Genomic DNA, 24222 nt, shown 5'->3' on the forward strand with positions numbered 1-24222 from the left:
ATGAGGCAATCACGGACACGGGTTCGACAAGGAGCGGTCACAGTGCAGCGCTGGCGTGGCTTGGAGGACATCCCCGAGGACTGGGGGCGCAGCGTCGTCACCATCGGTTCCTACGACGGGGTGCACCGCGGGCACCAGCTGATCATCCGGCATGCCGTGGATCGCGCCCGCGAGCTGGGTGTGCCCTCCGTGGTCGTCACCTTCGACCCGCACCCCAGCGAGGTCGTGCGCCCCGGCAGCCACCCCCCGCTGCTCGCCCCGCACCACCGACGCGCCGAACTGATGGCCGACCTGGGCGTGGACGCGCTGCTCATCCTCCCTTTCACCACCGAGTTCTCGAAACTGTCGCCCGCCGACTTCGTGGTCAAGGTCCTCGTCGACAAGCTGCATGCCAAGGCCGTGGTCGAAGGCCCCAACTTCCGCTTCGGTCACAAGGCCGCGGGCAATGTCGACTTCCTGCGCGAGCAGGGCGAGACGTACGACTTCGAGGTCGAGGTCGTCGATCTGTATGTGACGGGTGAGGCGGGCGGCGGCGAGCCCTTCTCCTCGACCCTCACCCGGCGGCTCGTCGCCGAGGGCGATGTCGAGGGCGCGCGCGAGATCCTCGGGCGCCCGCACCGCGTCGAGGGCATCGTCGTACGCGGCGCCCAGCGCGGCCGCGAGCTCGGCTTCCCGACGGCGAACGTCGAGACGCTCCCGCACACCGCCATCCCCGCGGACGGCGTCTACGCCGGCTGGCTGCACGTCGAGGGCGAGGCCATGCCCGCCGCGATCTCCGTCGGCACGAACCCGCAGTTCGACGGCACCGACCGCACCGTCGAGGCGTATGCCATCGACCGCGTCGGCCTCGACCTGTACGGCCTGCACGTCGCCGTCGACTTCCTCGCCTACGTCCGGGGCATGGCCAAGTTCGACTCCATCGAGGCGCTGCTGGAGGCCATCGCGGACGACGTGAAGCGGTCGCGCGAGCTGATCGAGGCGTACGACGGGGAGTAGTCCTCCTCCGTGGATGGGGGCGCCCGGTGCTGGTGACAGCATCGGGCGCCCCTCTCACATGGTGACCCGCGCCCTCGCCCAGTGGCACGCCACCTGCGTCCCGCCGCCCCCGCCGAGCACCTCCAAGTCCTGGCTCCGGCACGCGTGCGCGACGCCCGCCCGCTCCGCCTCCCCGCTCGCGAGGATCTGGCAGCGGGCGTGGAAGCGGCAACCGGTCGGGATGCGGGACGGGTCCGGGGGTTCGCCGGTCAGGACGACCGGATCGCCCGGAGCCTCGGGGAGAACGGACAACAGGGCCTGGGTGTACGGGTGTCGGGGTGCCGTCAGAACCTGTTCGACCTCGCCCGTCTCCACGATCCGGCCGAGGTACATCACCGCGACGCGGTCGGCGATGTTCCAGGCCAGGCCCAGGTCGTGGGTCACCACCAGTGCGGACAGGCCGAGTTCGGCGCGCAGCCGCAGGAGCAGGGCGAGGATCTCGCCGCGTACCGATGCGTCGAGGGAGGCCACCGGCTCGTCGGCGACGATGAGTTCGGGTTCCAGGACCAGGGCGCCCGCGATGACGACGCGCTGGCGCTGGCCTCCGGACAGCTCGTGCGGATAGCGGAGGAAGAAGCGCTCCGGGGGGCGCAGCCCCGCCCGGGACAAGGCCTCCGCCACCGCCGCCCGCTCGTCGCCGCCGTACCCGTGGATACGCAGGCCCTCGGCCACCGCGTCGTACACCGTGTGCCGGGGGTTGAGCGAGCCACTGGGGTCCTGGAGGACCAGCTGGACGCGCTTGCGGTACGCCTTCAGGGCGCGTGAGGAGTAGTCGAGCGGCTTGCCGTCGAAGGTGACGCGGCCGCCGGTCGGTGGGACGAGTCCGAGGAGGGAGCGGGCGAGTGTCGTCTTGCCGCAGCCCGACTCGCCGACCAGCGCGACGATCTCGCCGGGCCGGATGTCGAGGTCGACGCCGTCGACGGCACGGGCCCGGGCGGCGCCGTGGCGGCCGGGGAAGGTGACGTGCAGCCCCTCGGCGCTCAGGAGCGGCGGTGTCCCCTCGGCGCCGAGAAGCGGTGGTGTCGTCATACGGTGCTCCTCGCGTCCGGGACCGGGGCCCCTACGTGCACACAGGCCGCCCACCGTTCCGCTCCCGCGTCGTGCAGCGCCTGGTCCTCGGTCACGCACGACTCCAGCGCCACCGGACACCGGGGGTGGAACGTGCAGCCGGACGGCAGCGCCGACGGATCCGGCGGGTCGCCCGGCAGCCCGCGCGGCGCGAACCGCGACGCCGTGTCGCCGATGCGCGGGAAGGCGGCCGACAGGGCCTTGCCGTAAGGGTGTTGGGCATCCTCGTACACCTGCTGGGCGGGACCCTCCTCGACGACGCGGCCCGCGTACATCACCGCGAGCCGGTCGCAGGTGTCGGCCAGTACCGCGAGGTCGTGGCTGATCATGATCAGGCCCAACTCCTGCTCGGTGACGAGCTGTTCGATCAGCCGGAGGATCTGCGCCTGGATCATCACGTCGAGCGCTGTGGTCGGTTCGTCGGCGATGACCAGCCGCGGGTCGCAGGCCAGCGCCATGGCGATCATGACGCGTTGGCGCTGCCCGCCGGAGAGTTCGTGCGGGTAGGCGTCCGCACGGGCGGCGGGCAGGCCGACGTGTTCGAGCAGCTCGCCGGTCTTCTTCTTCGCGCCCGCCGGGGTCGCCTTCCTGTGCAGCAGGATCGGCTCGGCGATCTGGTCGCCGATGCGGTGTACGGCGTTCAGTGAGTGCATCGCGCCCTGGAAGACGATCGAGGCGCCGGCCCAGCGCACCGCCCGCACGCGCCCCCACTTCATCCTGAGCACGTCCTCGCCGTCGAGCAGGATCTCCCCGCTCGTGCGCGTGCCCGCGGGCAGCAGCCGCAGCAGCGCGAGCGCCAGCGTGGACTTGCCGCAGCCGGACTCGCCGGCGATGCCGAGCTTCTGGCCGGCGTCGAGCGAGAGGTCCACGCCGCGCACGGCGGCTGCCCCGCCCGCGTACGTCACTTCGAGGTTCCTGACCTCCAGGAGCGTCAACGTGCCACCCCCAGCTTGGGGTTGAGAACCGACTCGACCGCGCGCCCGCACAACGTGAACGCCAGCGCGACCACCGCGATCGCGACTCCCGGCGGCACCAGATACCACCACTTGCCCGCGCTGACCGCACCCGCCTCCCGCGCGTCCTGGAGCAGCCCGCCCCATGACACCACCGTCGGGTCGCCCAGCCCGAGGAACGCGAGCGTCGCCTCGGCGAGGATCGCGGAGGAGATGATCAGGGTCGTCTGGGCCAGCACCAGCGGCATGACGTTGGGCAGGACGTGGCGGGACATGATGTGCCAGTGCCCGCCGCCGAGCGCCTTGGCCCGCTCGATGTACGGCCGCGACTCGACCGCGAGGGTCTGCGCCCGCACCAGCCGGGCCGTCGTCGGCCAGGTCGTGACGCCGATCGCCAGGATGATCGTGCCGAGCGACCGGGTCATCACGGTCGCCAGCGCGATCGCGAGGACCAGGGTCGGCATGACCAGGAACCAGTCCGTGATCCGCATCATCACGGTCGCGTACCAGCCGCGGAAGTGCCCGGCGGTGATCCCGATGAGCGCGCCGATCGCGACGGATAGCACGGCCGCGAGCAGTCCGACCAGCAGCGAGACCCGGGCACCCCACACCACGAGCCCGAGCAGATTGCGCCCGAACTGGTCGGTGCCCAGCGGGAATTCGGCGCTCGGACTCTCCATGGGATCACCCGGCGCGTTGGTCACGCTCTGCACGTCGGAGCCGACGGTCAGCGGCGCGGTCAGCGCGATGAGCGCGAAGAGGCCGAGGGCGGCGAGCCCGAAGACGCCGGCCCGGTGGGTGCGGTACTGCTTCCAGAAGCGGGCGGCGGAATGGCGGCGGCGCTGCCGGGCGAGAGCGCGGGGGCTCTTCGCCGTCGCCGGCGCGGCCTGCTCGGCCGCCGTGGATTCGGTTGTCATCGGCCCGTCCGACTCGGTCGTGGTCATCGGCCCACCCGGGGGTCCAGCAGCGGATAGATCAGATCGGCCAGCGTGTTCATCACGATCACCGCCGCCGCAAAGACGAAGAACAGCCCCTGCACCAGCGGCAGATCGGGCACGCTCAGCGCCTGGTAGAAGAGCCCGCCGAGGCCCGGCCAGGAGAAGACGGTCTCGACGAGGATCACCCCGGCGACCGTCCGGCCGAGGTTGATGAAGATCAGCGTGACCGTCGGCAGCAGCGCGTTCGGCACGGCATGCCGACGGCGTACGAGATCGTCCCGCAGGCCCTTCGCCCGGGCCGTCGTCAGATAGTCGCTGCCCATCTCGTCCAGCAGCGCCGAGCGCGTGACGAGCAGCGTCTGCCCGTACTCGACCGCGACCAGGGTGACCACCGGGAGGACGAGGTGGTGGGCGACATCCATGACGTACGCGAAGCCCTCCTTGCCCCCCGACTCCATGCCGCCGGTCGGGAAGAGACCGGGGACCGGCCCCATGCCCACCGAGAAGACGATGATGAGCAGCAGCCCGAGCCAGAACGACGGAATCGAGTAAAGGGTCAGCGCCAGACCGGTGTTGAGCCGGTCGCTCAGCCCGCCGTTGCGCCAGGCGGAGCGCGTGCCGATGAAGATGCCGAGCGCGGTGTAGAGGACGAACGCCGTGCCGGTGAGGAGAAGCGTGTTCGGCAGGGCCTCGGTGATCTTGTCGATGACGGGGGCGCGGAACTGGTACGAGGTGCCGAGGTCGCCGGTGAGCGCCTTGCCGCAGTAGTCCGTGAACTGCTCCCACATCGGCAGGTCCAGCCCGAACTCCTTGCGGTAGTTGGCGAGTTGCTCGGCGGACACCTGACGGCCGCCCGTCATGTACTTGACCGGGTCGCCGGGGATGAGACGGAAGAGGAAGAAACTGGTGACGAGGACGGCGAGCAGTGAGACGGCCGCACCGCCCAACTTGCCCGCCACGTACCGCAGATACGCGGTACGGGTGCGCGCCCGTGGCCCGCGGACCGGCGGTCCGGCCTCCGCCGGACCGCCGGTCGCCTCGACCAGCGAGGGTGTTGCCTCAGCGGTCATGAACTACTCATTCGCTCGTACGTCCATGGGGTGCCCCTGGTCTTCAGGCTCGGGGCCGATGCGTGCGCTACTCACGGTCCTCGGCCGTCGAGCGTCGGCGCATCGCGAAGAACACCCCGACGCCCGCGAGGACGACGACGCCCGCGACGATGCCGATGATGACGCCCGACGAGCTCGAACTGTCGGAGGACTCACCGGAGGACCCCGCCGGAACCGCCGACCACCAGCTCCAGTACCCGTCCTGCCCGTAGATGTTGCCCGCGGCCTTCGGCATCGTCTCGATCGACTTGATCTGGTCGGTGCGATAGGCCTCGACCGCGTTCGGGTACGCCATGACGTTCATGTACCCGGTGTCGTACAGCCGCGACTCCATCTGCTTGACGATGTCCGCCCTCTTGGCCGTGTCGTACTCGGCGAGCTGCTGGTCGTACAGCTCGTCGTACTTCTTGTCGCAGACGAAGTTGTCGGTCGCCCCGGTGTCCTTGGGGGTGGCGGGCAGTGCCGCGCAGGTGTGGATGGACAGGACGAAGTCGGGGTCCGGGTTGACGGACCAGCCGTCGAACGCGAGGTCGTACTTGCCCGCCAGCCACGGGTCGGTCACGTTGTCCAGGCAGTTGAGCGTGACACCGATGCCGAGCTTGCCGAACCACTCCTTCAGGTACTGTCCGACCGCCTTGTCGTTCGGGTCGGTGGCATGGCACAGGATCCGGTAGTTGATCGGCTTGCCGTTCTTCTCGACGCGCTTGCCGTCGCCGTTCTTCTTGTAGCCCGCCCGGTCGAGGAGTTGGGCCGCCTTGGCAGGGTCGTACGACAGCTGCTGGCTCGCCGACGGCTTCCAGAAGTACGGCGAGAAGCGCGGCGGGATGTAGCCCTCGCCCTCGACGGCGTGCCCCTGGAAGACCTTGTCGACGAGGGTCTCGCGGTCGATCGCCATGAAGAGCGCCTGGCGCACCTTCTGGTCGAGCAGCGACTCGGCGCCGTCACCGAAATGCTTGCCGTCCTTGGCCTGGGCACCGGGGTTGGTGGCCAGGGCGTAGAAGCGGCGGCCGGGGGCGTCGTTGACCTTGATGTTGTGCTGGCTCTTGAGAGCGGCCGACTGAGCGGGCGTCAGGCCGGAGACGAAGGACACCTCGCCCTTCTGCAGGGCCGCGACCGCCGCGTCACCGTCCTTGTAGTACTTGAAGACCAGCTCGTCGAACTTCGGAGCCCCCCGCCAGAAGCTCTTGTTGGGCTTCAGGCGTACGTAGCTGTCCGCCTTGTAGTCGGTCAGAATGAACGGCCCATTGCCGACGATGGGGAAGTTCTTGTCGTTGTTGAACTTCGAGAAGTCGCCGACCTTCTCCCAGACGTGCTTGGGCACGATCGGCACGTCGAGGGCGGCCATCGTGGCCTGCGGCTTCTTCAGCTCGATGACGAGCTTGGTGGCGCTGGGGGCCGTGACCTTCTTGAAGTTGGTGACGAAGCTGCCGTTGGCGGTGGCGGCGCCCTCGTCGGTCATCATCTTGTTGAACGTCCACGCCGCGTCCTCGGCGGTGGCCTGCTGACCGTCCGACCACTTGGAGTTGGAGCGGATCGTGTAGGTCCAGGTCAGCTTGTCGGCGGAGGGCTCCCACTTGGTGGCGAGGCCCGGGATCGCGTGGTTGTCCGCCGGGTCGTAGTTGGTCAAGTACTCGTACATGAGCCGGTGAATGCTCGTACTGACCAGCCGCGTCGCCAGGAACGGGCTCAGCGAGTCGACGCTCTGCGCGACCGCGACGGTGAGGACCTTCTTGCTCTCCTTGGCCTGGGCCTGCTCGGGAGCCGGGTTGAGCGGGGTCGCGAGACCGGCGGTGAGGGTGAGCGCGGCGGCGCCGGCGACGGCGATCAGCCGGGGGAGCCGGGTCCCGGTCCTGAGACGGAGGCGCGGGCGCCTTCTGGCGTGTTGATCTTGTGTGTTCATGGGTCGGTGACCTCGCGTCATCGCTCGCACGGGGATGGCTTGTTGAACTACTTGATCGGGTGACTGGTGACGCCGGCGGGATTGATCTGTGTGTCTATCAGCGGCGGTCTGCACGCGTCAACGGCGCGTGAACCCCATGTGGCCTGCGGAAATAACGAGTTGACGCGTATTTTTCGCTCATTGGTTCAGACCGGTGAAGCCCCCCAGGTGATGGCCTGACGGCTCGAAACGCCCATGGATACGCCAAGGGCCCGCACCGTACGGAGACGGTGCGGGCCCGGGCGGTAATCGGCTCCTCGGAAGGGGCCGATCGGGTTACTGCTGAGGGGGTGCCGGCGGGGGCGGGGTCTGGCCCTGGTTCGGCTGATACGGCTGGCCCGGCTGGAACGGCTGTCCGGGCTCGGGCTGCGCCTGCGGAGGCTGCTGGGGGTATGCCTGCCCGGGCTGCGCGTAGGGCTGGCCCGGCTGGGGGTAGGGCTGTCCGGGCTGGGCGTGCGGCTGCCCGGGCTGCGGCTGCTGCGGGGCCTGCCCCGGAGCGGGATGGCCGGGGACCGGCTGCTGCCCGGGGACCGGTTGTCCCGGAACGTACTGACCCGGCATCGGCGGGGCGGCCACCGGCGGCGGGTTGCCGTCGTTGGTCCACAGCCCGTGCGACTGCTGGTGCCGTGCGATGTCCTCGGCCACCATCGCGGAGAGGTTGAAGTACGCCTCCCGCACCTTGGGCCGCATCATGTCGAGGTCGACCTCGGCACCGGCCGCCAGGTGCTCGTCGAACGGCACGACCACGACACCGCGGCAGCGCGTCTCGAAGTGGCTGACGATGTCCTCCACCTTGATCATCTTGCCGGTCTCGCGCACTCCGGAGATGACGGTTATGGAGCGCGAGACCAGATCCGCGTACCCGTGCGCCGACAGCCAGTCCAGCGTCGTACTGGCGCTGCTCGCACCGTCGACCGACGGCGTCGAGATGATGATGAGCTGGTCGGCGAGGTCGAGCACACCGCGCATGGCGCTGTACAGCAGACCCGTACCCGAGTCGGTCAGGATGATCGGGTACTGCTTGCCCAGGACATCGATAGCGCGCCGGTAGTCCTCGTCGTTGAAGGTGGTGGACACCGCCGGATCGACGTCGTTGGCGATGATCTCCAGCCCCGACGGGGCCTGGGAGGTGAACCGCCGGATGTCCATGTACGAGTTGAGGTACGGGATCGCCTGGACGAGGTCACGGATGGTGGCCCCGGTCTCGCGGCGCACTCGGCGGCCGAGCGTGCCCGCGTCCGGGTTGGCGTCGATCGCGAGGATCTTGTCCTGCCGCTCACTGGCGAGCGTGGCGCCGAGCGCGGTGGTCGTGGTCGTCTTGCCCACGCCACCCTTGAGGCTGATCACGGCGATTCGGTAGCACGAGAGCACCGGTGTCCGGATCAGCTCCAGCTTCCGCTGCCGCTCGGCCTCCTCCTTCTTTCCGCCGAGCTTGAACCGCGACGACGCGGCAGCCGGGCGACCGCTCTTGGCCTTCTGCTTCTTGTTGTTGAGCAGCCGGTCGGAGGAGAGCTCGACCGCCGCGGTGTATCCGAGCGGGGCGGCACCGGGGTTGGTGGGCTGCCGCTGGTCATGCTGCACGGGCTGCGGCCAGGCGGCTCCGGCCCGGGGGTCGACGGGCGCGGCCCGCTGCTGCTCGGGCTGCGGCTGAGCCTGCTGGGGGTACGGCGGGGCCACCTGCGCCGAGGGGAGCGGCGGCTGCGCCGGGGTGGGCGCGGCCGACTGCGTGGGGGCCGGGGGCGGCTGGGGGAGGTCGTAACCAGGCTGCGGTACGGGGGCGTTGGGCGCCTGCGGCGCCGGGGGCGGGAATCCGTACCCCTGCTGCGGGGCGGGGGCCTGCGGAGCCACGGGGTTCGCCGGCGGCGTCGTGGGCTGGGGGAATCCGTAACCCGGGCCCTGGGCGGGCGGGTTGGCCGGAGCCGGGGCGCCGGGCTGCGGGAATCCGTAGCTGCCTTGCGGCGTGGGGTTCGGCGTCGGGGTGCTGGGCTGGGGGAAGCCGTAGCTGCCTTGCGGTGCAGGTGCCGGAGCCTCGGCGGCCGGAGCGGGGGCGGGCGTCGGAGCGAGGGCAGGGGCGCCGGGCTGGGGGAATCCGTAGCTGCCTTGCGGCGTGGGGTTCGTCGCCGGGGTGCCCGGTTGCGGGAACCCGTAACTCCCCTGCTGCGCAGGTGCCGGAGCCTCGGCGGCCGGAGCGGGGGCAGGCGCGCCGGGCTGTGGGAATCCGTAGCTGCCTTGCGGCGTGGGGTTCGGCGTCGGGGTGCCCGGTTGCGGGAACCCGTAACTCCCCTGCTGCGCTGGCGCCGGAAGCGCCGCATGCGGAGCCTGCGGCGGGGCCGGAACGGGGTTCTCGGCGGCGGGCGGGGGCACCGGCACGGGTCCCTGCGCCGGACCCGCGGAGACAGGGGCGCTGGGGGAGGCGGGCCACGCCGGAGCCGGAGGCTGGGGTGCGGGAGGCTGGAAGGGCTGGCCGGGCTGTGGTGCCGCCGGCTGGAACGGCTGGCCCGGCGCCGGTGCGGGCGGCTGAGCCTGCGGCGGCACTTGCGGCTGCGCGGGCTCGGCCGACATCGGCTGCGTGGACGCCGGCCACTGGGCCGCGGGAGCGGGCGCCGCGGGCTGATACGCGGGCGGCAACGGCGGCAGCCCACCCTGCGGCAGCGGCGGCGGAGCCCAGGCCGGGGGTGCGTCCTGCACGGCCTCGGGTGCGTCCGGCCCGGCCATGGGCACGGCGTCCTGGGGCTCGCCCTCTTGGGGCACGGCGTCCTGAGGCTCGCTGTCCCGGGGTTCGGCATCCTCCGGCTCGGCGGTCGGCGAAGGCACCGCATGGCTGGATTCGGCCTGCGGCGGCACCGCATCACTGACATCGTCCCGCGGCTCGGCGCCGCTGACCGCGTCGGCCGCGTCGGCCGCGTCCGCGGCATCCATCGCATCCGCAGCACCGCCGTCGTCCGCGCGCCGCAGCTCCACGACGTCGGCGACGCTCTCCTCGTCGGAGGCATCGCTCGGCCCCTCAGCGGAATCCGCACCGGGGGAGGCCACTTCGGCCTCGGCCGCGGCTGCTTCCGCCTCGACGTCTGCGTCGTCGCCGTTCGAGGAAGCCTCCAGCGACTGGTACAGGGCCACGGGATCAGGCGCGGGCACGGGAGTAGGCGCGGCCACGGCTTCGGTCTCGACCGGGGCCTCGGGCTCGGCATAGGCATCGGCCTCGGCCCCGCGCGCGGCCTCGACTTCGGCTTCCGCCGATGTCTCCGCCGTTGTCTCCGTCTCCGTCTCCGTCTCCGCCTCCGCGTCCTCCGACGCCGCAGCCGCCCGCTCCGCGATCTCACGCTTCAGCGGGACAGAGGAGATCCGCATGGTCGCGCCACTCTCCAAGTCCCCGTTCTCCGGCTCCGCCTCGTCAGCAGCGGCGGCCGGCGCGACGGGCGCGACAGGAGGGACCGGCGCGGCCGGAGGAGCGGAAGGAGTCCACTGGGCCTGAAACCCACCCACGGGAAAGCTCGGCACAGCCGTCGGGCTCCCGGCGTCCGCGGCAGGAGCCTCCGGCTTCGCGACCTCCGGCTCGAACCCACTACCAACCGGCAGCCTGGGCACCGCAACCGGACTCCCCACCGGCGGCGCGGCAGGCGCATCCGAAGCCGAAGCGCCCGCAGGCTCTGAAGCCGTCGAGGCGGTCGAGGCCTCCGAAGTCCCCGAAACCGCCCCGGATTCCGAGTCCGGCTCCCCCGAACTCCCCGACGCGTTCTGCGTGTACCAGGCAGGCGGCGCGTAGTCGATGGTGAACTCGCCCGTCGTCTCGACGGCGGACTCCGCGTCGGACTGGTCATCGCCGGGTGTGGCCCAGCCCCCGCGGATCCCGTCCCGATCGCTGTTCACAATTCCTCCTGGTGTGGTCGAGCACCCTCAAGCCGTGCCGGGGCGACCGTTTTCTTGTCGTCCGTAGACGCCCGTAGTCGTCCGAAGTCGTTCGAGGTCGTCCGAATTGACCCGGCTCCCCCTGGGACGCGGGCGGCCCGTTCCCGGGTTCTGGCGTCGCGCCCGGTCCCAGCCTAATCACCATGACTGTCACTCCGGCAGGCCTGTCCACCCCACCGTGGCTGCCCGCTACGTCACACCCTGCCCAGAAGTGGCGTACGCACGCTCACTATTGAGCCCCAAAGCGGACAAACGAAGCCATCAAGACAGTCGCGTTGCCCCCGGCATGTACACGATCAAGGGCCATGCATAGTAGAGGGCTCCTCCGAGACCGACCGGCTCTCACCGAAAGGACCCGAGCGCGTGAGCTTCGGCCCGCCCCCATCCCCGTACACCCAATCCGCGTTGGCGGCGGACAGCGAGCGAAGAAAGCGCCGCACGAAACTGTTCGGCGTCGTGGCCGCCGTACTCGTCGTGGTGCTGTGCGCGGGCGGGTGGCTTCTGATGTACGCAACCGGTGACGAAACCCCGGCGAACAACAAGCCGGTGGCCGCCCCGCAGGCCCCGGACGAGATCAGGGAGACGGTCGAGAAGCTGCCGAGCACGCCCGAGGGCGAACTCGTCATCGACTTCGACGAGGAGAAGTTCAAGGACGACGAGACCCGGTACGCGCCCGGCACCTGGGCGACCGACACGATCTTCGCCAAGGGCATCAAGAACACCATCACGGGGTTCAAGTTCGGTGTGGACGAGGCGGCTTGGAGCATCAAGCTGGACGGCCACATCTGCGCGACGACCAAGCACGTCACCGCGGACGGCCGGACCGCCGTCGTCGTCCAGCCGTACAAGCGCAAGGGCACCAAGGACGCGGGCATCTGTGACGAGGTGGTGTTCTTCGACCTCGACACCGGCAAGAAGCTGTGGACCGCGACGATGCCCGACGCGAAGACCGCGTATGTGACGAACACGAATCTGAGCATGACGCGCGGCACGGTCGCGGTGGCGTGGGGCAACGGCTCCGTGGCCTACGACATGAGCCATGGCAAGCAGCTCTGGAAGAGCACCGACGTCTCCACGTGCGAGGACGTCGGCTTCGCGGGCGGCCGCAACCTGCTCGTCCTGCTCCGGTGCGGAGAGGAGTCCACGCACGCCTACCGGGTGCAGAAGATCGACCCTCGCACGGGCAAGCCGCAGTGGACGTACAAGCTCAAGGACGGCATCTCCGGCGTCTACATGCCCTCCTCCGACCCGCCGGTGCTGGCCGTGGGAGCGGGGGACTACGGCGTGACCGACCTGATCACCCTCGACGACCAGGGCCGGCACAGCGCCACGATCTCCATGCGGGGCGGGCGCTTCGACCCCATGTGCGGTGACTCGTTCGACGGAACGCAGTACTTCGGCGTGATGGAGAACTGCTACGCGATGGTCGTGGGGAACGGCCAGATCTTCGTCGCGAGCAAGGCGGACGGCGACATCGACCAGGCGGAGAACTGGATCGTGGGCTTCGACGCCAAGACGGGCAAGACCCTGCGGAAGTTCGACGGACGGCCGATGCAGCCGCTGTGGCCCGTGAAGATGAGCGGGGACAAGCTCCTGGTCTACCGGCCGAGTTCCGACAACATCGGCCCCGCCGCCATCGTGAGCATCGACCCCGCCACCGGCAAGGAGACACCGTTCCTCTTCTTCAACCTGCCGGACGACGCCTCACGCATGGAAACCCCCGAGTGGTCCGACATCCTCGTCGAGCACGGCCGGGCGTTCTTCTCCCCCCGTCAGCTCTCGGCACCCGCCTCGTCCCCCGACGATCCGGTGACGGCCGCGGTGGGCATCGCCCCCGTGCACTGAGACGCATCGCCCCGTGCACTGAGACGCTGAGGGCCGACGTGGAAAGGTCCGCGTCGGCCCCTGCCGTTCCTACTCTGCCGCTACTCCGTCGCGAGCCCGCCATTGTGCGGCGCCGGCTCCAGATCGAACTCCCCGTCCCGGGCCCCGAGCACGAAGGCCCGCCACTCGGCCTCCGTGTACCTGAGGACCGTGTCCGGGTCGAGGGAAGAACGCATGGCCACCGCGCCCTCGGGCAGATACGCGATCTCGACCCGCTCTTCGTGCTGCTCCGTGCCCGGCGCGCTGTGCCATTCGACGCCCGAGATGTCGAGGGCGTAGAGCTCGTCCTTCTCCCGCTCCTTGCGCGCCTTGACGTCCTTCTCCGCTTCCTCGGCCATGTTCCGGCGGCCCCTTCCCCACGTGCGAATGACCTGTGCGGTCACCCTAGTGGCCTGGTCCGCGCCGTTCGGCAGGTTCGGGGACCCGGACGGACGCGTCCGTCCAGGCTGGTACCCTGTGTGACGGCCGTTTGTGTACGCACCCCCGGAGCTGACCGCTCTGGAGGCCGCGCCCAGCGGATCCCCGCCTCCCGAGTAACGGAAGCTCCCCTGAGATGTGGACCAGGGGCACTCGGTGGCACACATGAGACTACGAGGAGTACGCGTGTCGCTCGACGCCGCTACGAAGAAGCAGATCATCAGCGAGTTCGGTACCAAGGAGGGCGACACCGGCTCCCCCGAGGTCCAGGTTGCCATGCTCTCGCGCCGGATCTCGGACCTGACCGAGCACCTCAAGACCCACAAGCACGACCACCACTCCCGCCGTGGTCTGCTGATCCTGGTCGGTCAGCGTCGCCGCCTGCTGCAGTACCTGGCCAAGAAGGACATCCAGCGCTTCCGTGCGCTGGTCGACCGCCTGGGCATCCGCCGCGGTGCGGCGGGCGCCAAGTAAGACGCCGTGAAGGGAGCGGTTCCCACTATCCGGGGGAGCCGCTCCTTTTGCTGTACGTGCCGCTGTACGTCTCTGTACGTGCGGAGTGTCACTGACGCTTTGTAGTGTGGTAGCACAACGCAATACGCAGGACACAGCACGTACGACAGAGCGTGATGACGCCGTACCCGCCGGGTGGGGCCCATCACGTCAATGAACGAGGAGAAGCGCACCTCGCCGCCGCCGGTCCTCGGTAGTGGCCCCCGGGGGATTGCGAGCCCCGGGTGCTTCGATCGAAGACCGGCCCGCACCAGAAGGAGCGCTCTCCGCCACCGTCCCCCTGCCACACGGGCAGGACGGGACGAAGACGAGGAGATATCGCTAGTGGAGAACGAGACCCACTACGCCGAGGCCGTTATCGACAACGGATCCTTCGGCACCCGCACCATCCGCTTCGAGACGGGCCGCCTGGCCAAGCAGGCCGCCGGCTCCGCCGTGGCGTACCTGGACGACGACACCATGGTGCTGTCGGCCACCAGCGCTTCCAAGAAGCCCAAGGACCAGCTCGACTTCTTCCCCCTCACGGTGGACGTCGAGGAGCGGATGTACGCCGCCGGCAAGATCCCCGGCAGCTTCTTCCGCCGCGAGGGCCGTCCCTCCGAGGACGCCGTCCTCACCTGTCGTCTGATCGACCGCCCGCTGCGCCCGTCCTTCAAGAAGGGCCTGCGCAACGAGATCCAGGTCGTCGCCACGATCATGGCGCTCAACCCCGACCACCTGTACGACGTCGTGGCGATCAACGCCGCCTCCGCGTCCACGCAGCTGGCCGGTCTGCCCTTCTCCGGCCCGGTCGGCGGCGTCCGCGTCGCGCTGATCAACGGCCAGTGGGTCGCGTTCCCGACGCACACCGAGCTCGAGGACGCCGTCTTCGACATGGTGGTCGCCGGTCGCGTCCTGGAGGACGGCGACGTCGCGATCATGATGGTCGAGGCCGAGGCCACCGACAAGACCATCCAGCTGGTCAAGGGCGGCGCCGAGGCGCCGACCGAGGAGGTTGTCGCCGCCGGTCTCGAGGCCGCGAAGCCCTTCATCAAGGTCCTGTGCAAGGCGCAGTCGGACCTCGCCGCGAAGGCCGCCAAGCCGACCGCCGAGTTCCCGATCTTCCTCGACTACGAGGACGACGTCCTGGAGGCCCTGACCGCCGCGGTCAAGAGCGAGCTCGCCCAGGCGCTCACCATCGCCGGCAAGCAGGACCGCGAGGCCGAGCTGGACCGCGTCAAGGAGATCGCCGCCGAGAAGCTGCTCCCGCAGTTCGAGGGCCGCGAGAAGGAGATCTCCGCCGCGTACCGTGCGCTGACCAAGAAGCTGGTCCGCGAGCGCGTCATCAAGGACAAGGTCCGCATCGACGGCCGCGGCGTCACGGACATCCGTACGCTCGCCGCCGAGGTCGAGGCCATCCCGCGCGTGCACGGCTCGGCGCTGTTCGAGCGTGGCGAGACCCAGATCCTGGGCGTCACCACCCTCAACATGCTCCGCATGGAGCAGCAGCTGGACACCCTCTCCCCGGTGACCCGCAAGCGCTACATGCACAACTACAACTTCCCGCCCTACTCCGTCGGTGAGACCGGCCGCGTCGGTTCCCCGAAGCGCCGCGAGATCGGCCACGGCGCGCTCGCCGAGCGCGCGATCGTGCCGGTCCTGCCGACCCGCGAGGAGTTCCCCTACGCGATCCGTCAGGTGTCCGAGGCCCTCGGCTCCAACGGTTCGACGTCCATGGGCTCGGTCTGCGCCTCCACCATGTCGCTGCTGAACGCCGGTGTGCCGCTGAAGGCCCCCGTCGCCGGTATCGCCATGGGCCTGATCTCCCAGGAGATCGACGGCCAGACGCACTACGTCGCCCTCACCGACATCCTCGGTGCGGAGGACGCCTTCGGCGACATGGACTTCAAGGTCGCCGGCACCAAGGAGTTCGTGACCGCCCTCCAGCTCGACACCAAGCTGGACGGCATCCCGGCCTCCGTCCTGGCCGCGGCCCTCAAGCAGGCCCGCGACGCCCGCCTCCACATCCTCGACGTGATGATGGAAGCGATCGACACGCCGGACGAGATGTCCCCGAACGCCCCGCGGATCATCACCGTCAAGATCCCCGTGGACAAGATCGGTGAGGTCATCGGCCCCAAGGGCAAGATGATCAACCAGATCCAGGAGGACACCGGCGCCGAGATCACGATCGAGGACGACGGCACCATCTACATCGGTGCCGCCGACGGCCCGGCCGCCGAGGCCGCCCGCGCCACGATCAACGGCATCGCCAACCCGACCATGCCGGAGGTCGGCGAGCGCTACCTGGGCACCGTCGTGAAGACGACGACCTTCGGGGCGTTCGTGTCGCTGCTCCCGGGCAAGGACGGTCTGCTGCACATCTCGCAGATCCGCAAGCTCGCCGGCGGCAAGCGCGTGGAGAACGTCGAGGACGTCGTCGGCGTGGGCCAGAAGGTCCAGGTCGAGATCGCCGAGATCGACTCCCGCGGCAAGCTCTCCCTGATCCCGGTCATCGAGGGTGAAGAGAACGACGAGAAGAAGGACGACACCGACAAGTGACGTCTAGTAGCTCCACGGCGACGGCCCGCACCTCCTCGGAGGCGCGGGCCGTCGCCCGTACCCAAACCCTCATCAAGGGCCAGAACGGCATCGGTACGGTCCGTAAGACCACCCTCCCCGGTGGCCTGCGCATCGTCACCGAGACCCTGCCCTCCGTACGCTCCGCCACTTTCGGTATCTGGGCGCACGTCGGCTCCCGCGACGAGACACCGGCGCTGAACGGCGCCACGCACTACCTGGAGCACCTGCTTTTCAAGGGCACGTCGCGGCGTAGCGCGCTGGACATCTCCTCGGCGATCGACGCGGTCGGCGGCGAGATGAACGCGTTCACGGCGAAGGAGTACACGTGCTACTACGCGCGCGTGCTCGACACCGACCTGCCGCTGGCCATCGACGTCGTCTGCGACATGCTGACCGGCTCGCTCATCGTCGAAGAGGACGTGAACGTCGAGCGCGGCGCGATCCTCGAAGAGATCGCGATGACCGAGGACGACCCGGGCGACTGTGTGCACGACCTGTTCGCGCACACGATGCTCGGTGACACCCCGCTCGGCCGCCCGGTCCTCGGCACGGTCGACACCGTCAATGCCCTCACCGCGGACCGCATCCGCCGCTTCTACAAGAAGCACTACGACCCGACGCACCTGGTCGTGGCCTGCGCGGGTAACGTCGACCACAACAAGGTCGTACGCCAGGTCCGCGCCGCCTTCGAGAAGGCGGGCGCCCTGCGCGGCCCCGACGCCATCCCGCTCGCCCCGCGCGACGGTCGGCGCGCCATCCGCACCGCGGGCCGCGTAGAGCTCCTCGGCCGCAAGACGGAGCAGGCCCACGTCGTCCTCGGCATGCCGGGCCTGGCCCGCACCGACGACCGCCGCTGGGCGCTGGGCGTCCTGAACACCGCCCTCGGCGGCGGCATGTCCTCCCGCCTCTTCCAGGAGGTCCGCGAGAAGCGCGGCCTGGCCTACAGCGTGTACTCGTACACCTCGGGCTTCGCCGACTGCGGCCTCTTCGGCGTGTACGCGGGCTGCCGCCCGAGCCAGGTCCACGACGTGCTCAAGCTCTGCCGAGACGAGCTCGACCAGGTCGCCGAGCACGGTCTGTCGGATGACGAGATCGGGCGCGCCATCGGCCAGCTCCAGGGCTCCACCGTCCTCGGCCTGGAGGACACCGGCGCACTGATGAACCGCATCGGCAAGAGCGAGCTGTGCTGGGGCGAGCAGATGTCCGTCGACGACATGCTGGCCCGGATAGCCTCGGTCACCCCGGACGAGGTCCGCTCGGTCGCCCGCGACATCCTGGGACAGCGGCCCTCGCTGTCGGTCATCGGCCCGCTCAAGGACAAGCAGGCGTCCCGTCTGCACGACGCGGTCGCGTAAGTCCTGTCTGCAAGGTCTCTGCAAGGTCTCTGTAAGGAACGAAGCAATGAGCAAGCTGCGCGTGGCGGTCCTCGGTGCCAAGGGCCGAATCGGATCCGAGGCGGTACGAGCCGTCGACGTCGCCGAGGACATGGAGCTGGTGGCCGCGCTCGGCCGGGGCGACACGCTGGAGACGCTGGTCGAGGCCGGCGCCCAGGTCGTCGTCGAACTGACCACACCCGGCTCGGTCATGGGCAACCTCGACTTCTGCGTACGGCACGGCATCCACGCCGTGGTCGGCACGACGGGCTGGACCGACGAGCGCCTCGCGCAGCTCAACACGTCACTGGCCGCCTCGCCCGAGACGGGCGTGCTCATCGCCCCGAACTTCTCCATCGGCGCCGTACTGACGATGAAGTTCGCCGAAGTGGCCGCGCCGTACTTCGAGTCCGTCGAGGTCGTCGAGCTGCATCACCCGAACAAGGTGGACGCCCCCAGCGGCACCGCCACGCGCACCGCCCAGCTCATCGCCGCGGCCCGGGCGCGCGCGGGCAGTGCCCCGCAGCCCGACGCCACGGTGACCGCCCTGGACGGCGCCCGCGGCGCGAACGTCGACGGTGTCCCGGTGCACGCGGTCCGCCTGCGCGGGCTGCTGGCCCACCAGGAGGTGCTGCTCGGCGGCGAGGGCGAGACCCTCACCATCCGCCACGACTCCCTCCACCACAGCAGCTTCATGCCGGGCATCCTGCTGGGCGTGCGGCGTGTGGTGACCACGCCGGGCCTCACCTTCGGCCTGGAAAACTTCCTGGACCTCGGCTGAGCCGAGGGACGTACAACAGATAGCCGGCAGACATGCGCGCGAAGATCACTTACGCCGTCACGGCCGCCGCCCTGGTCGTCTATTTCGTCCTGGTCGGCAGCCGCGGCGTGCTGCTCATCCAGAACGGCACCCTGATCACCGTCACCTTCGGTGTCGCGGTGCTGATCCTGCCGGTCATCGGCGTCTGGTTCCTCTGGAAGAACACCCAGTTCGTCCGGAAGGCCAATCGCCTTGCCGCCGAGCTGGACGCCGAAGGCGGCCTGCCCGTCGACGAGTTGAGACGTACCGCCGGTGGCCGCATCGACCGTGATTCGGCCGACGAGGTCTTCGCCAAGCGCAAGGCCGAGACCGAGGACGCGCCGGACGACTGGCGAAGCTGGTTCCGCCTCGCGATCGCTTATCACGACGCCCGCGACACCCCGCGCGCCCGCAAGGCGATGCAGCGAGCCATCGCCCTGCGCGAGGGCAGGTCCCTGGAGGCCTGAGAGCCGTATGCGGCTCCATGGCACGGCACAGGAGAAGGGCCGGTCCGCGCGCTGCGGACCGGCCCTTCTCGTCCCGCCGTGGTAGGTGTACGGGGTCTCAGCCCCGCCGATACTCGTCCGCCCACACCTCGATGGCGTCCGCCGCGCGGTCGAAGGCCTCCGTACGCCCCAGGAAATCGGCGTTGTGCGTGGTCAGCAGCGGCGGCACATCCTCGGGCGCACGACTCCTGCGTACGAGGACCAGCGCCTGCCCCTGAACAGTGCGCGGCAGCCCGAGCCAGCGCACCGGCTGCTGCACCGTCCGCACCGTGACGACCCGCTCCCACGGCGTCGTGCTGGTGAGGAAGAAGCCCACCCGCCGCAGCCCTCGCGCGCTCACCCACACGCCCACGCGCAGCAGCCGCAGCGCGCAGAGTATGGCGACCGCGGCCCCGGCCAGACAGGCCGCGGCAGCGTTCAGGGTTCCGGCGACGGCGATGGCCACCGCGGCGACGAGCACATACGAAGCGAGCAGCAGGACGAGCGCGGCCGCGCCCACCCGGCACGGCCCGGGTCGGTAGGGACGCCGCCAGCGGTCACGGTCGTCGTAGGGCAGCGCGAAATCGTCCGCCGCCTCGTCAAAGGCGCGGTCCGCCGTCAGGAAGGGCAGGGGCACGACTGATCCTCACTCAATCCACTCACGGGCTGTGCCCGGTGAGGTTATCGAGCCGGGTGCGTGCTCACCACCCGTGGGGGGCCATGGGGGTGCCCCTACACCATTGGGGCAGCGGGGGAGAGTCAGCGGCCGTCGGACGCCTCGGAATGCTGCGTCGTCGCAGGTGACTGGTCCTGTGACAGGGCGGGCATGCCGAGTACCAGGGAGCCGGCGAGCCCCGCGACCACCGTGAGGCCTATGAGCCACCGACCGGCTATCTGTCCGGCGGACGCGCGCTCGCGGGGTGGGGGAGTGACATTGCTGCGGAACTTGTCGGCTTCGGCGATGAAGGCGAACGGAACAGGCTCGCGCCGACGGAACATGGGGTTGCTTCTCCTCTGGACACTCGGAGGGGAGCAGGGGTCTGCTGCCCGGCGACCGGCGACTCGAACGAAGTCGCCGTCACCAATACAGACGAGCGAATGCCCCAAGAGGTGCCCAGAATCACCGAATTCGCAGAAGTTCGCCGATGAATGTCGCGGCAAGGCACCGAACGCCCCGTTGTCAGTGCCGGGCCGTAGAGTGGGCGCCGCCCGAGCCTGTGATGGGAAGGACCCTCCGAACCGTGACCGACACCCCCGCCGACGACCTCAAGCCCAGCTTCCGCAGCGATGTCACCGTCGAGCTGATCAAGCACACCGCGTCCGACGCCGACGTGCTGTTCGCCGCCCGTGTCTCCACCGCCGGGGAGCAGTCCCTGGACGAGCTGAAGAAGGACCCGGAGCGTTCCAAGGGCCTGATCAACTACCTCATGCGGGACCGGCACGGCAGCCCCTTCGAGCACAACTCGATGACGTTCTTCGTCAGCGCCCCGATCTTCGTCTTCCGCGAGTTCATGCGGCACCGCGTGGGCTGGTCGTACAACGAGGAATCGGGCCGGTACCGGGAGCTCCAGCCCGTCTTCTACGTCCCGGACGAGTCCCGCAAGCTGGTCCAGGAGGGCCGCCCCGGCAAGTACGTCTTCGTCGAGGGCACCCAGGCTCAGCAGGAGCTCACGGGCCGTGTGATGGAGGACTCCTACCGACAGGCGTACGAGGCGTACCAGGAAATGCTCGCGGCCGGCGTAGCCCGTGAGGTGGCCCGTGCCGTCCTCCCGGTCGGCCTCTTCTCGTCGATGTACGCGACGTGCAATGCCCGCTCGCTGATGCATTTCCTCGGCCTGCGCACCCAGCACAAGCTGGCCAAGGTCCCGTCGTTCCCGCAGCGCGAGATCGAGATGGTCGGGGAGAAGATGGAGGCGGAGTGGGCCAGGCTAATGCCGCTCACCTACGCGGCCTTCAACGCCAACGGGCGCGTGGCGCCGTAGCGAGCTTCCGCACGCCATCCGGCACAGATGTACGGATCAGCCGGGCGAAGTGTCCGTATTGCGGCATTTCGAGAAGTTCATCTAGCCTGATCAAACGGACCCGGCACTGCTTGAACCCCCGAGCAAGCAGTGCCGGGCTCCACTTTTGTCACGACTTGTCGCCTGCCCCAAGGGCAGACCCCGCCTTGAGCAGCGAGTAGCGTGTTACCCATGGCTCCGACCTCCACTCCGCAGACCCCCTTCGGGCGGGTCCTCACCGCCATGGTCACGCCCTTCACGGCGGACGGCGCACTCGACCTCGACGGCGCTCAGCGGCTCGCCACCCACCTGGTGGACGCAGGCAACGACGGCCTGATCATCAACGGCACCACCGGCGAGTCCCCGACCACCAGCGACGCGGAGAAATCGGATCTCGTACGAGCCGTACTGGAGGCGGTCGGCGACCGCGCCCACATCGTCGCCGGCGTGGGCACGAACGACACCCACCACAGCATCGAGCTCGCCCGCGCCGCCGAGAAGACCGGCGCGCACGGCCTGCTCACCGTGACGCCGTACTACAACAAGCCCCCGCAGGAGGGCCTGTACCGGCACTTCACGGCCATCGCCGACGCGACCGAACTGCCGGTGATGCTCTACGACATCCCCGGCCGCAGCGGCGTACCGATCAACACCGAAACCCTGGTGCGCCTGGCCGAGCACCCGCGTATCGTCGCCAACAAGGACGCCAAGGGAGACCTGGGCCGCGCCAGCTGGGCCATCGCCCGCTCCGGCCTCGCCTGGTACTCCGGCGACGACATGCTGAACCTGCCGCTGCTCTCCGTGGGCGCGGTCGGCTTCGTCTCCGTCGTGGGCCATGTCGTCACCCCGGAGCTGCGCGCCATGCTCGACGCGTACGTCTCGGGCGACGTGCAGAAGGCCACCGAGATCCACCAGAAGCTGCTCCCCGTCTTCACCGGCATGTTCCGCACCCAGGGCGTCATGACGACCAAGGCCGCACTCGCCCTCCAGGGCCTGCCCGCCGGACCCTTGCGCGCTCCGATGGTCGAGCTGTCGCCCGAGGAGACCGCTCAGCTCAAGATCGATCTTGCCGCAGGCGGGGTAGAGCTCTGACCACAGACTTCACAACTGAATACGTACGACCACGCAGGCCATCGGGCCTGCACCCCACACAGACAACTGCTACTGCACGAACGTCACGCGCGCCACGTGCCTTGCCAGGTACGTGGCGCGCGTGGTGAGGAGAGTCTTTTGAGTCATCCGCATCCTGAACTCGGCCCGCCGCCGAAGCTCCCCGAGGGCGGCCTGCGGGTCACCCCGCTCGGCGGCCTCGGTGAAATCGGCCGGAACATGACGGTCTTCGAATACGGCGGCCGCCTCCTGATCGTCGACTGCGGAGTGCTCTTCCCTGAGGAGGAGCAGCCCGGAATCGACCTGATCCTGCCGGACTTCACGTCCATCAGGGACCGCCTCGACGACATCGAGGGCATCGTCCTCACCCATGGCCACGAGGACCACATCGGCGGCGTCCCCTTCCTCCTGCGCGAGAAGCCGGACATCCCGCTGATCGGCTCCAAGCTGACCCTCGCCCTCATCGAGGCGAAGCTCCAGGAGCACCGCATCCGTCCCTACACGCTCGAAGTGGCAGAGGGCCACCGTGAGCGCATCGGCCCCTTCGACTGCGAGTTCGTCGCGGTCAACCACTCCATCCCGGACGCGCTGGCGGTCGCCATTCGCACCCCCGCGGGCATGGCGGTGCACACCGGCGACTTCAAGATGGACCAGCTCCCGCTGGACCGCCGTCTCACGGACCTGCACGCCTTCGCACGGCTGAGCGAGGAGGGCATCGACCTCCTTCTCTCGGACTCCACGAACGCCGAGGTTCCGGGCTTTGTGCCGCCCGAGCGTGACATCTCGAACGTGCTGCGCCAGGTCTTCGCCGGCGCCCACAAGCGGATCATCGTGGCGAGCTTCGCCAGCCACGTCCACCGCATCCAGCAGATCCTGGACGCGGCGCACGAGTACGGCCGCCGGGTCGCCTTCGTCGGCCGCTCGATGGTCCGCAACATGGGTATCGCCCGGGATCTCGGCTACCTGAAGGTCCCGCCGGGCCTGGTGGTTGACGTCAAGACACTGGACGACCTCCCGGACCACGAGATCGTGCTCGTGTGCACGGGCTCCCAGGGCGAGCCGATGGCCGCACTGTCGAGGATGGCAAACCGGGACCACCAGATCCGGATCGTCCAGGGCGACACGGTGATCCTGGCGTCGTCCCTGATCCCCGGCAACGAGAACGCGGTCTACCGCGTCATCAACGGACTGACCCGCTGGGGCGCCAACGTCGTCCACAAGGGCAACGCCAAGGTGCACGTCTCCGGCCACGCCTCCGCGGGCGAGCTGCTGTACTTCTACAACATCTGCAAGCCGCGGAACCTGATGCCGGTCCACGGTGAATGGCGCCACCTGCGTGCCAATGCGGAGCTCGGCGCCCTCACCGGCGTCCCGCACGACCGCATCGTGATCGCCGAGGATGGCGTCGTCGTCGACCTCGTCGAGGGCAAGGCCAAGATCTCCGGCAAGGTCCAGGCCGGATACGTGTACGTCGACGGCCTCTCGGTCGGCGATGTCGGCGAGCCCGCGCTCAAGGACCGCAAGATCCTCGGCGACGAGGGCATCATCTCGGTCTTCGTCGTGGTGGACTCCAGCACCGGCAAGATCACGGGTGGCCCGCACGTACACGCCCGTGGCTCCGGCATTGACGACTCCGCCTTCGCCGACGTCATCCCGAGGGTCACGGAGGTCCTGGAGCGTTCGGCCCAGGACGGTGTGGTCGAGCCCCACCAACTGCAGCAACTCATCCGGCGCACGCTGGGCAAGTGGGTGTCGGACAACTACCGTCGACGCCCGATGATCCTCCCGGTCGTCGTCGAGGTCTGACCCCTCGCACGCGCCAACCCGGAGCGGGGCGCCTCGATTTGCATCGAGGCGCCCCGCTCCAGTACGTTTACGGCTCCGCCTGAACGGGAACCCGGCACAACTGTGTGCCAGGACACCCCGAGCGGGACGGAAATTCCGACTCAGAATCTCTGATAAAGTCGGAGCCGCCGGAAAGGGAAACGCGGAAGCGGAAACCTGGAAAGCACCGAGGAAATCGGACCGGAAAACGATCTGATAGAGTCGGAAACGCAAGACCGAAGGGAAGCGCCCGGAGGAAAGCCTGAGAGAGTCTCTCGGGTGAGTACAAAGGAAGCGTCCGTTCCTT

The 24222-nt window shown here is 69.4% G+C and carries 20 protein-coding genes and 1 pseudogene; 11 read left to right on the forward strand and 10 right to left on the reverse strand.

The window, feature by feature from the left end; genetic code table 11:
* Positions 1-42 precede the first annotated feature (42 nt).
* Positions 43-996 carry a bifunctional riboflavin kinase/FAD synthetase gene (locus ACZ4RZ_RS22420; protein ID WP_467746939.1) on the forward strand — a complete coding sequence of 318 codons (954 nt, stop codon included), beginning with the start codon at positions 43-45 and terminating at the stop codon, positions 994-996.
* A 54-nt stretch (positions 997-1050) separates the two neighbouring features.
* Here the strand turns inward: ACZ4RZ_RS22420 and ACZ4RZ_RS22425 are convergent, their stop codons facing one another.
* The 6 genes from ACZ4RZ_RS22425 to ACZ4RZ_RS22450 form a co-directional block, all read right to left on the reverse strand.
* Positions 1051-2064, reverse strand: a complete 1014-nt coding sequence (locus ACZ4RZ_RS22425; RefSeq protein ID WP_467746941.1) for an ABC transporter ATP-binding protein — start codon at positions 2062-2064, stop codon at positions 1051-1053.
* Positions 2061-3038, reverse strand: a complete 978-nt coding sequence (locus ACZ4RZ_RS22430) for an ABC transporter ATP-binding protein (RefSeq protein ID WP_467746943.1) — start codon at positions 3036-3038, stop codon at positions 2061-2063. The genes ACZ4RZ_RS22425 and ACZ4RZ_RS22430 overlap by 4 nt, the downstream gene beginning before the upstream one ends.
* On the reverse strand, positions 3035-3973 hold the full coding sequence (locus ACZ4RZ_RS22435; RefSeq protein WP_467746981.1) for an ABC transporter permease: 939 nt from the start codon (positions 3971-3973) through the stop codon (positions 3035-3037). Before ACZ4RZ_RS22435 ends, ACZ4RZ_RS22430 begins: the two co-directional genes overlap by 4 nt.
* Before the next feature lie 23 nt (positions 3974-3996).
* Positions 3997-5064, reverse strand: coding sequence for an ABC transporter permease (locus ACZ4RZ_RS22440; RefSeq protein ID WP_467746945.1), 1068 nt, complete (start codon positions 5062-5064; stop codon positions 3997-3999).
* Between the two features lie 67 nt (positions 5065-5131).
* Positions 5132-7003: an ABC transporter substrate-binding protein gene (locus ACZ4RZ_RS22445; RefSeq protein ID WP_467746947.1), complete on the reverse strand. Its 1872-nt coding sequence runs from the start codon at positions 7001-7003 to the stop codon at positions 5132-5134.
* A gap of 315 nt (positions 7004-7318) precedes the next feature.
* Positions 7319-10390, reverse strand: coding sequence for a MinD/ParA family ATP-binding protein (locus ACZ4RZ_RS22450; RefSeq protein WP_467746982.1), 3072 nt, complete (start codon positions 10388-10390; stop codon positions 7319-7321).
* Between ACZ4RZ_RS22450 and ACZ4RZ_RS22455 the strand changes: the two genes are divergently transcribed.
* The gene (locus ACZ4RZ_RS22455; protein WP_467746984.1) at positions 10389-10514 is read left to right on the forward strand and encodes a hypothetical protein; all 126 of its coding nucleotides are present in this window, start codon (positions 10389-10391) and stop codon (positions 10512-10514) included. The two genes, ACZ4RZ_RS22450 and ACZ4RZ_RS22455, sit on opposite strands and share 2 nt — an antisense overlap.
* Before the next feature lie 314 nt (positions 10515-10828).
* Here ACZ4RZ_RS22455 and ACZ4RZ_RS22460 read toward each other — a convergent pair.
* A pseudogene (locus ACZ4RZ_RS22460) lies at positions 10829-10909 on the reverse strand (SCO5717 family growth-regulating ATPase); the annotation flags it as partial.
* 402 nt (positions 10910-11311) lie between these two features.
* On the opposite strand from ACZ4RZ_RS22460, the gene ACZ4RZ_RS22465 reads away from it, so the two are divergent.
* Entirely contained in the window at positions 11312-12793 is a 1482-nt protein-coding gene (locus ACZ4RZ_RS22465) for an outer membrane protein assembly factor BamB family protein (RefSeq protein ID WP_467746949.1), read from the forward strand.
* Positions 12794-12873: 80 nt separating this feature from the next.
* Here the strand turns inward: ACZ4RZ_RS22465 and ACZ4RZ_RS22470 are convergent, their stop codons facing one another.
* Positions 12874-13170 carry a DUF397 domain-containing protein gene (locus ACZ4RZ_RS22470; protein WP_467746951.1) on the reverse strand — a complete coding sequence of 99 codons (297 nt, stop codon included), beginning with the start codon at positions 13168-13170 and terminating at the stop codon, positions 12874-12876.
* A 265-nt stretch (positions 13171-13435) separates the two neighbouring features.
* On the opposite strand from ACZ4RZ_RS22470, the gene rpsO reads away from it, so the two are divergent.
* The 5 genes from rpsO (at position 13436) to ACZ4RZ_RS22495 (ending at position 18963) form a co-directional block, all read left to right on the forward strand.
* Complete coding sequence (gene rpsO, locus ACZ4RZ_RS22475; protein ID WP_030041128.1) at positions 13436-13723, forward strand: 30S ribosomal protein S15; 288 nt, start codon at positions 13436-13438, stop codon at positions 13721-13723.
* Positions 13724-14086: 363 nt separating this feature from the next.
* Positions 14087-16303, forward strand: coding sequence for a polyribonucleotide nucleotidyltransferase (locus tag ACZ4RZ_RS22480; protein ID WP_467746953.1), 2217 nt, complete (start codon positions 14087-14089; stop codon positions 16301-16303).
* Positions 16300-17679: a M16 family metallopeptidase gene (locus tag ACZ4RZ_RS22485; protein ID WP_467746955.1), complete on the forward strand. Its 1380-nt coding sequence runs from the start codon at positions 16300-16302 to the stop codon at positions 17677-17679. Before ACZ4RZ_RS22480 ends, ACZ4RZ_RS22485 begins: the two co-directional genes overlap by 4 nt.
* Before the next feature lie 46 nt (positions 17680-17725).
* Positions 17726-18478 carry a 4-hydroxy-tetrahydrodipicolinate reductase gene (gene dapB, locus ACZ4RZ_RS22490; RefSeq protein ID WP_467746957.1) on the forward strand — a complete coding sequence of 251 codons (753 nt, stop codon included), beginning with the start codon at positions 17726-17728 and terminating at the stop codon, positions 18476-18478.
* 32 nt (positions 18479-18510) lie between these two features.
* Positions 18511-18963, forward strand: coding sequence for a hypothetical protein (locus tag ACZ4RZ_RS22495; protein WP_467746958.1), 453 nt, complete (start codon positions 18511-18513; stop codon positions 18961-18963).
* Positions 18964-19060: 97 nt separating this feature from the next.
* On the opposite strand, the gene ACZ4RZ_RS22500 is transcribed toward ACZ4RZ_RS22495, so the two are convergent.
* Together ACZ4RZ_RS22500 and ACZ4RZ_RS22505 are read right to left on the reverse strand one after the other, a co-directional pair.
* Positions 19061-19618 carry a hypothetical protein gene (locus ACZ4RZ_RS22500; protein WP_467746959.1) on the reverse strand — a complete coding sequence of 186 codons (558 nt, stop codon included), beginning with the start codon at positions 19616-19618 and terminating at the stop codon, positions 19061-19063.
* A 122-nt stretch (positions 19619-19740) separates the two neighbouring features.
* Positions 19741-19980, reverse strand: a complete 240-nt coding sequence (locus ACZ4RZ_RS22505; protein WP_467746961.1) for a hypothetical protein — start codon at positions 19978-19980, stop codon at positions 19741-19743.
* Between the two features lie 242 nt (positions 19981-20222).
* Between ACZ4RZ_RS22505 and thyX the strand changes: the two genes are divergently transcribed.
* The 3 genes from thyX (at position 20223) to ACZ4RZ_RS22520 (ending at position 23897) form a co-directional block, all read left to right on the forward strand.
* Positions 20223-20963, forward strand: a complete 741-nt coding sequence (thyX, locus tag ACZ4RZ_RS22510; protein ID WP_467746962.1) for an FAD-dependent thymidylate synthase — start codon at positions 20223-20225, stop codon at positions 20961-20963.
* A 210-nt stretch (positions 20964-21173) separates the two neighbouring features.
* Positions 21174-22073 carry a 4-hydroxy-tetrahydrodipicolinate synthase gene (dapA, locus tag ACZ4RZ_RS22515; protein ID WP_467746963.1) on the forward strand — a complete coding sequence of 300 codons (900 nt, stop codon included), beginning with the start codon at positions 21174-21176 and terminating at the stop codon, positions 22071-22073.
* Positions 22074-22211: 138 nt separating this feature from the next.
* Positions 22212-23897, forward strand: coding sequence for a ribonuclease J (locus ACZ4RZ_RS22520; RefSeq protein ID WP_467746964.1), 1686 nt, complete (start codon positions 22212-22214; stop codon positions 23895-23897).
* The last annotated feature ends 325 nt before the right edge of the window (positions 23898-24222 follow it).

This window comes from Streptomyces sp. NPDC027189, from assembly GCF_055566975.1.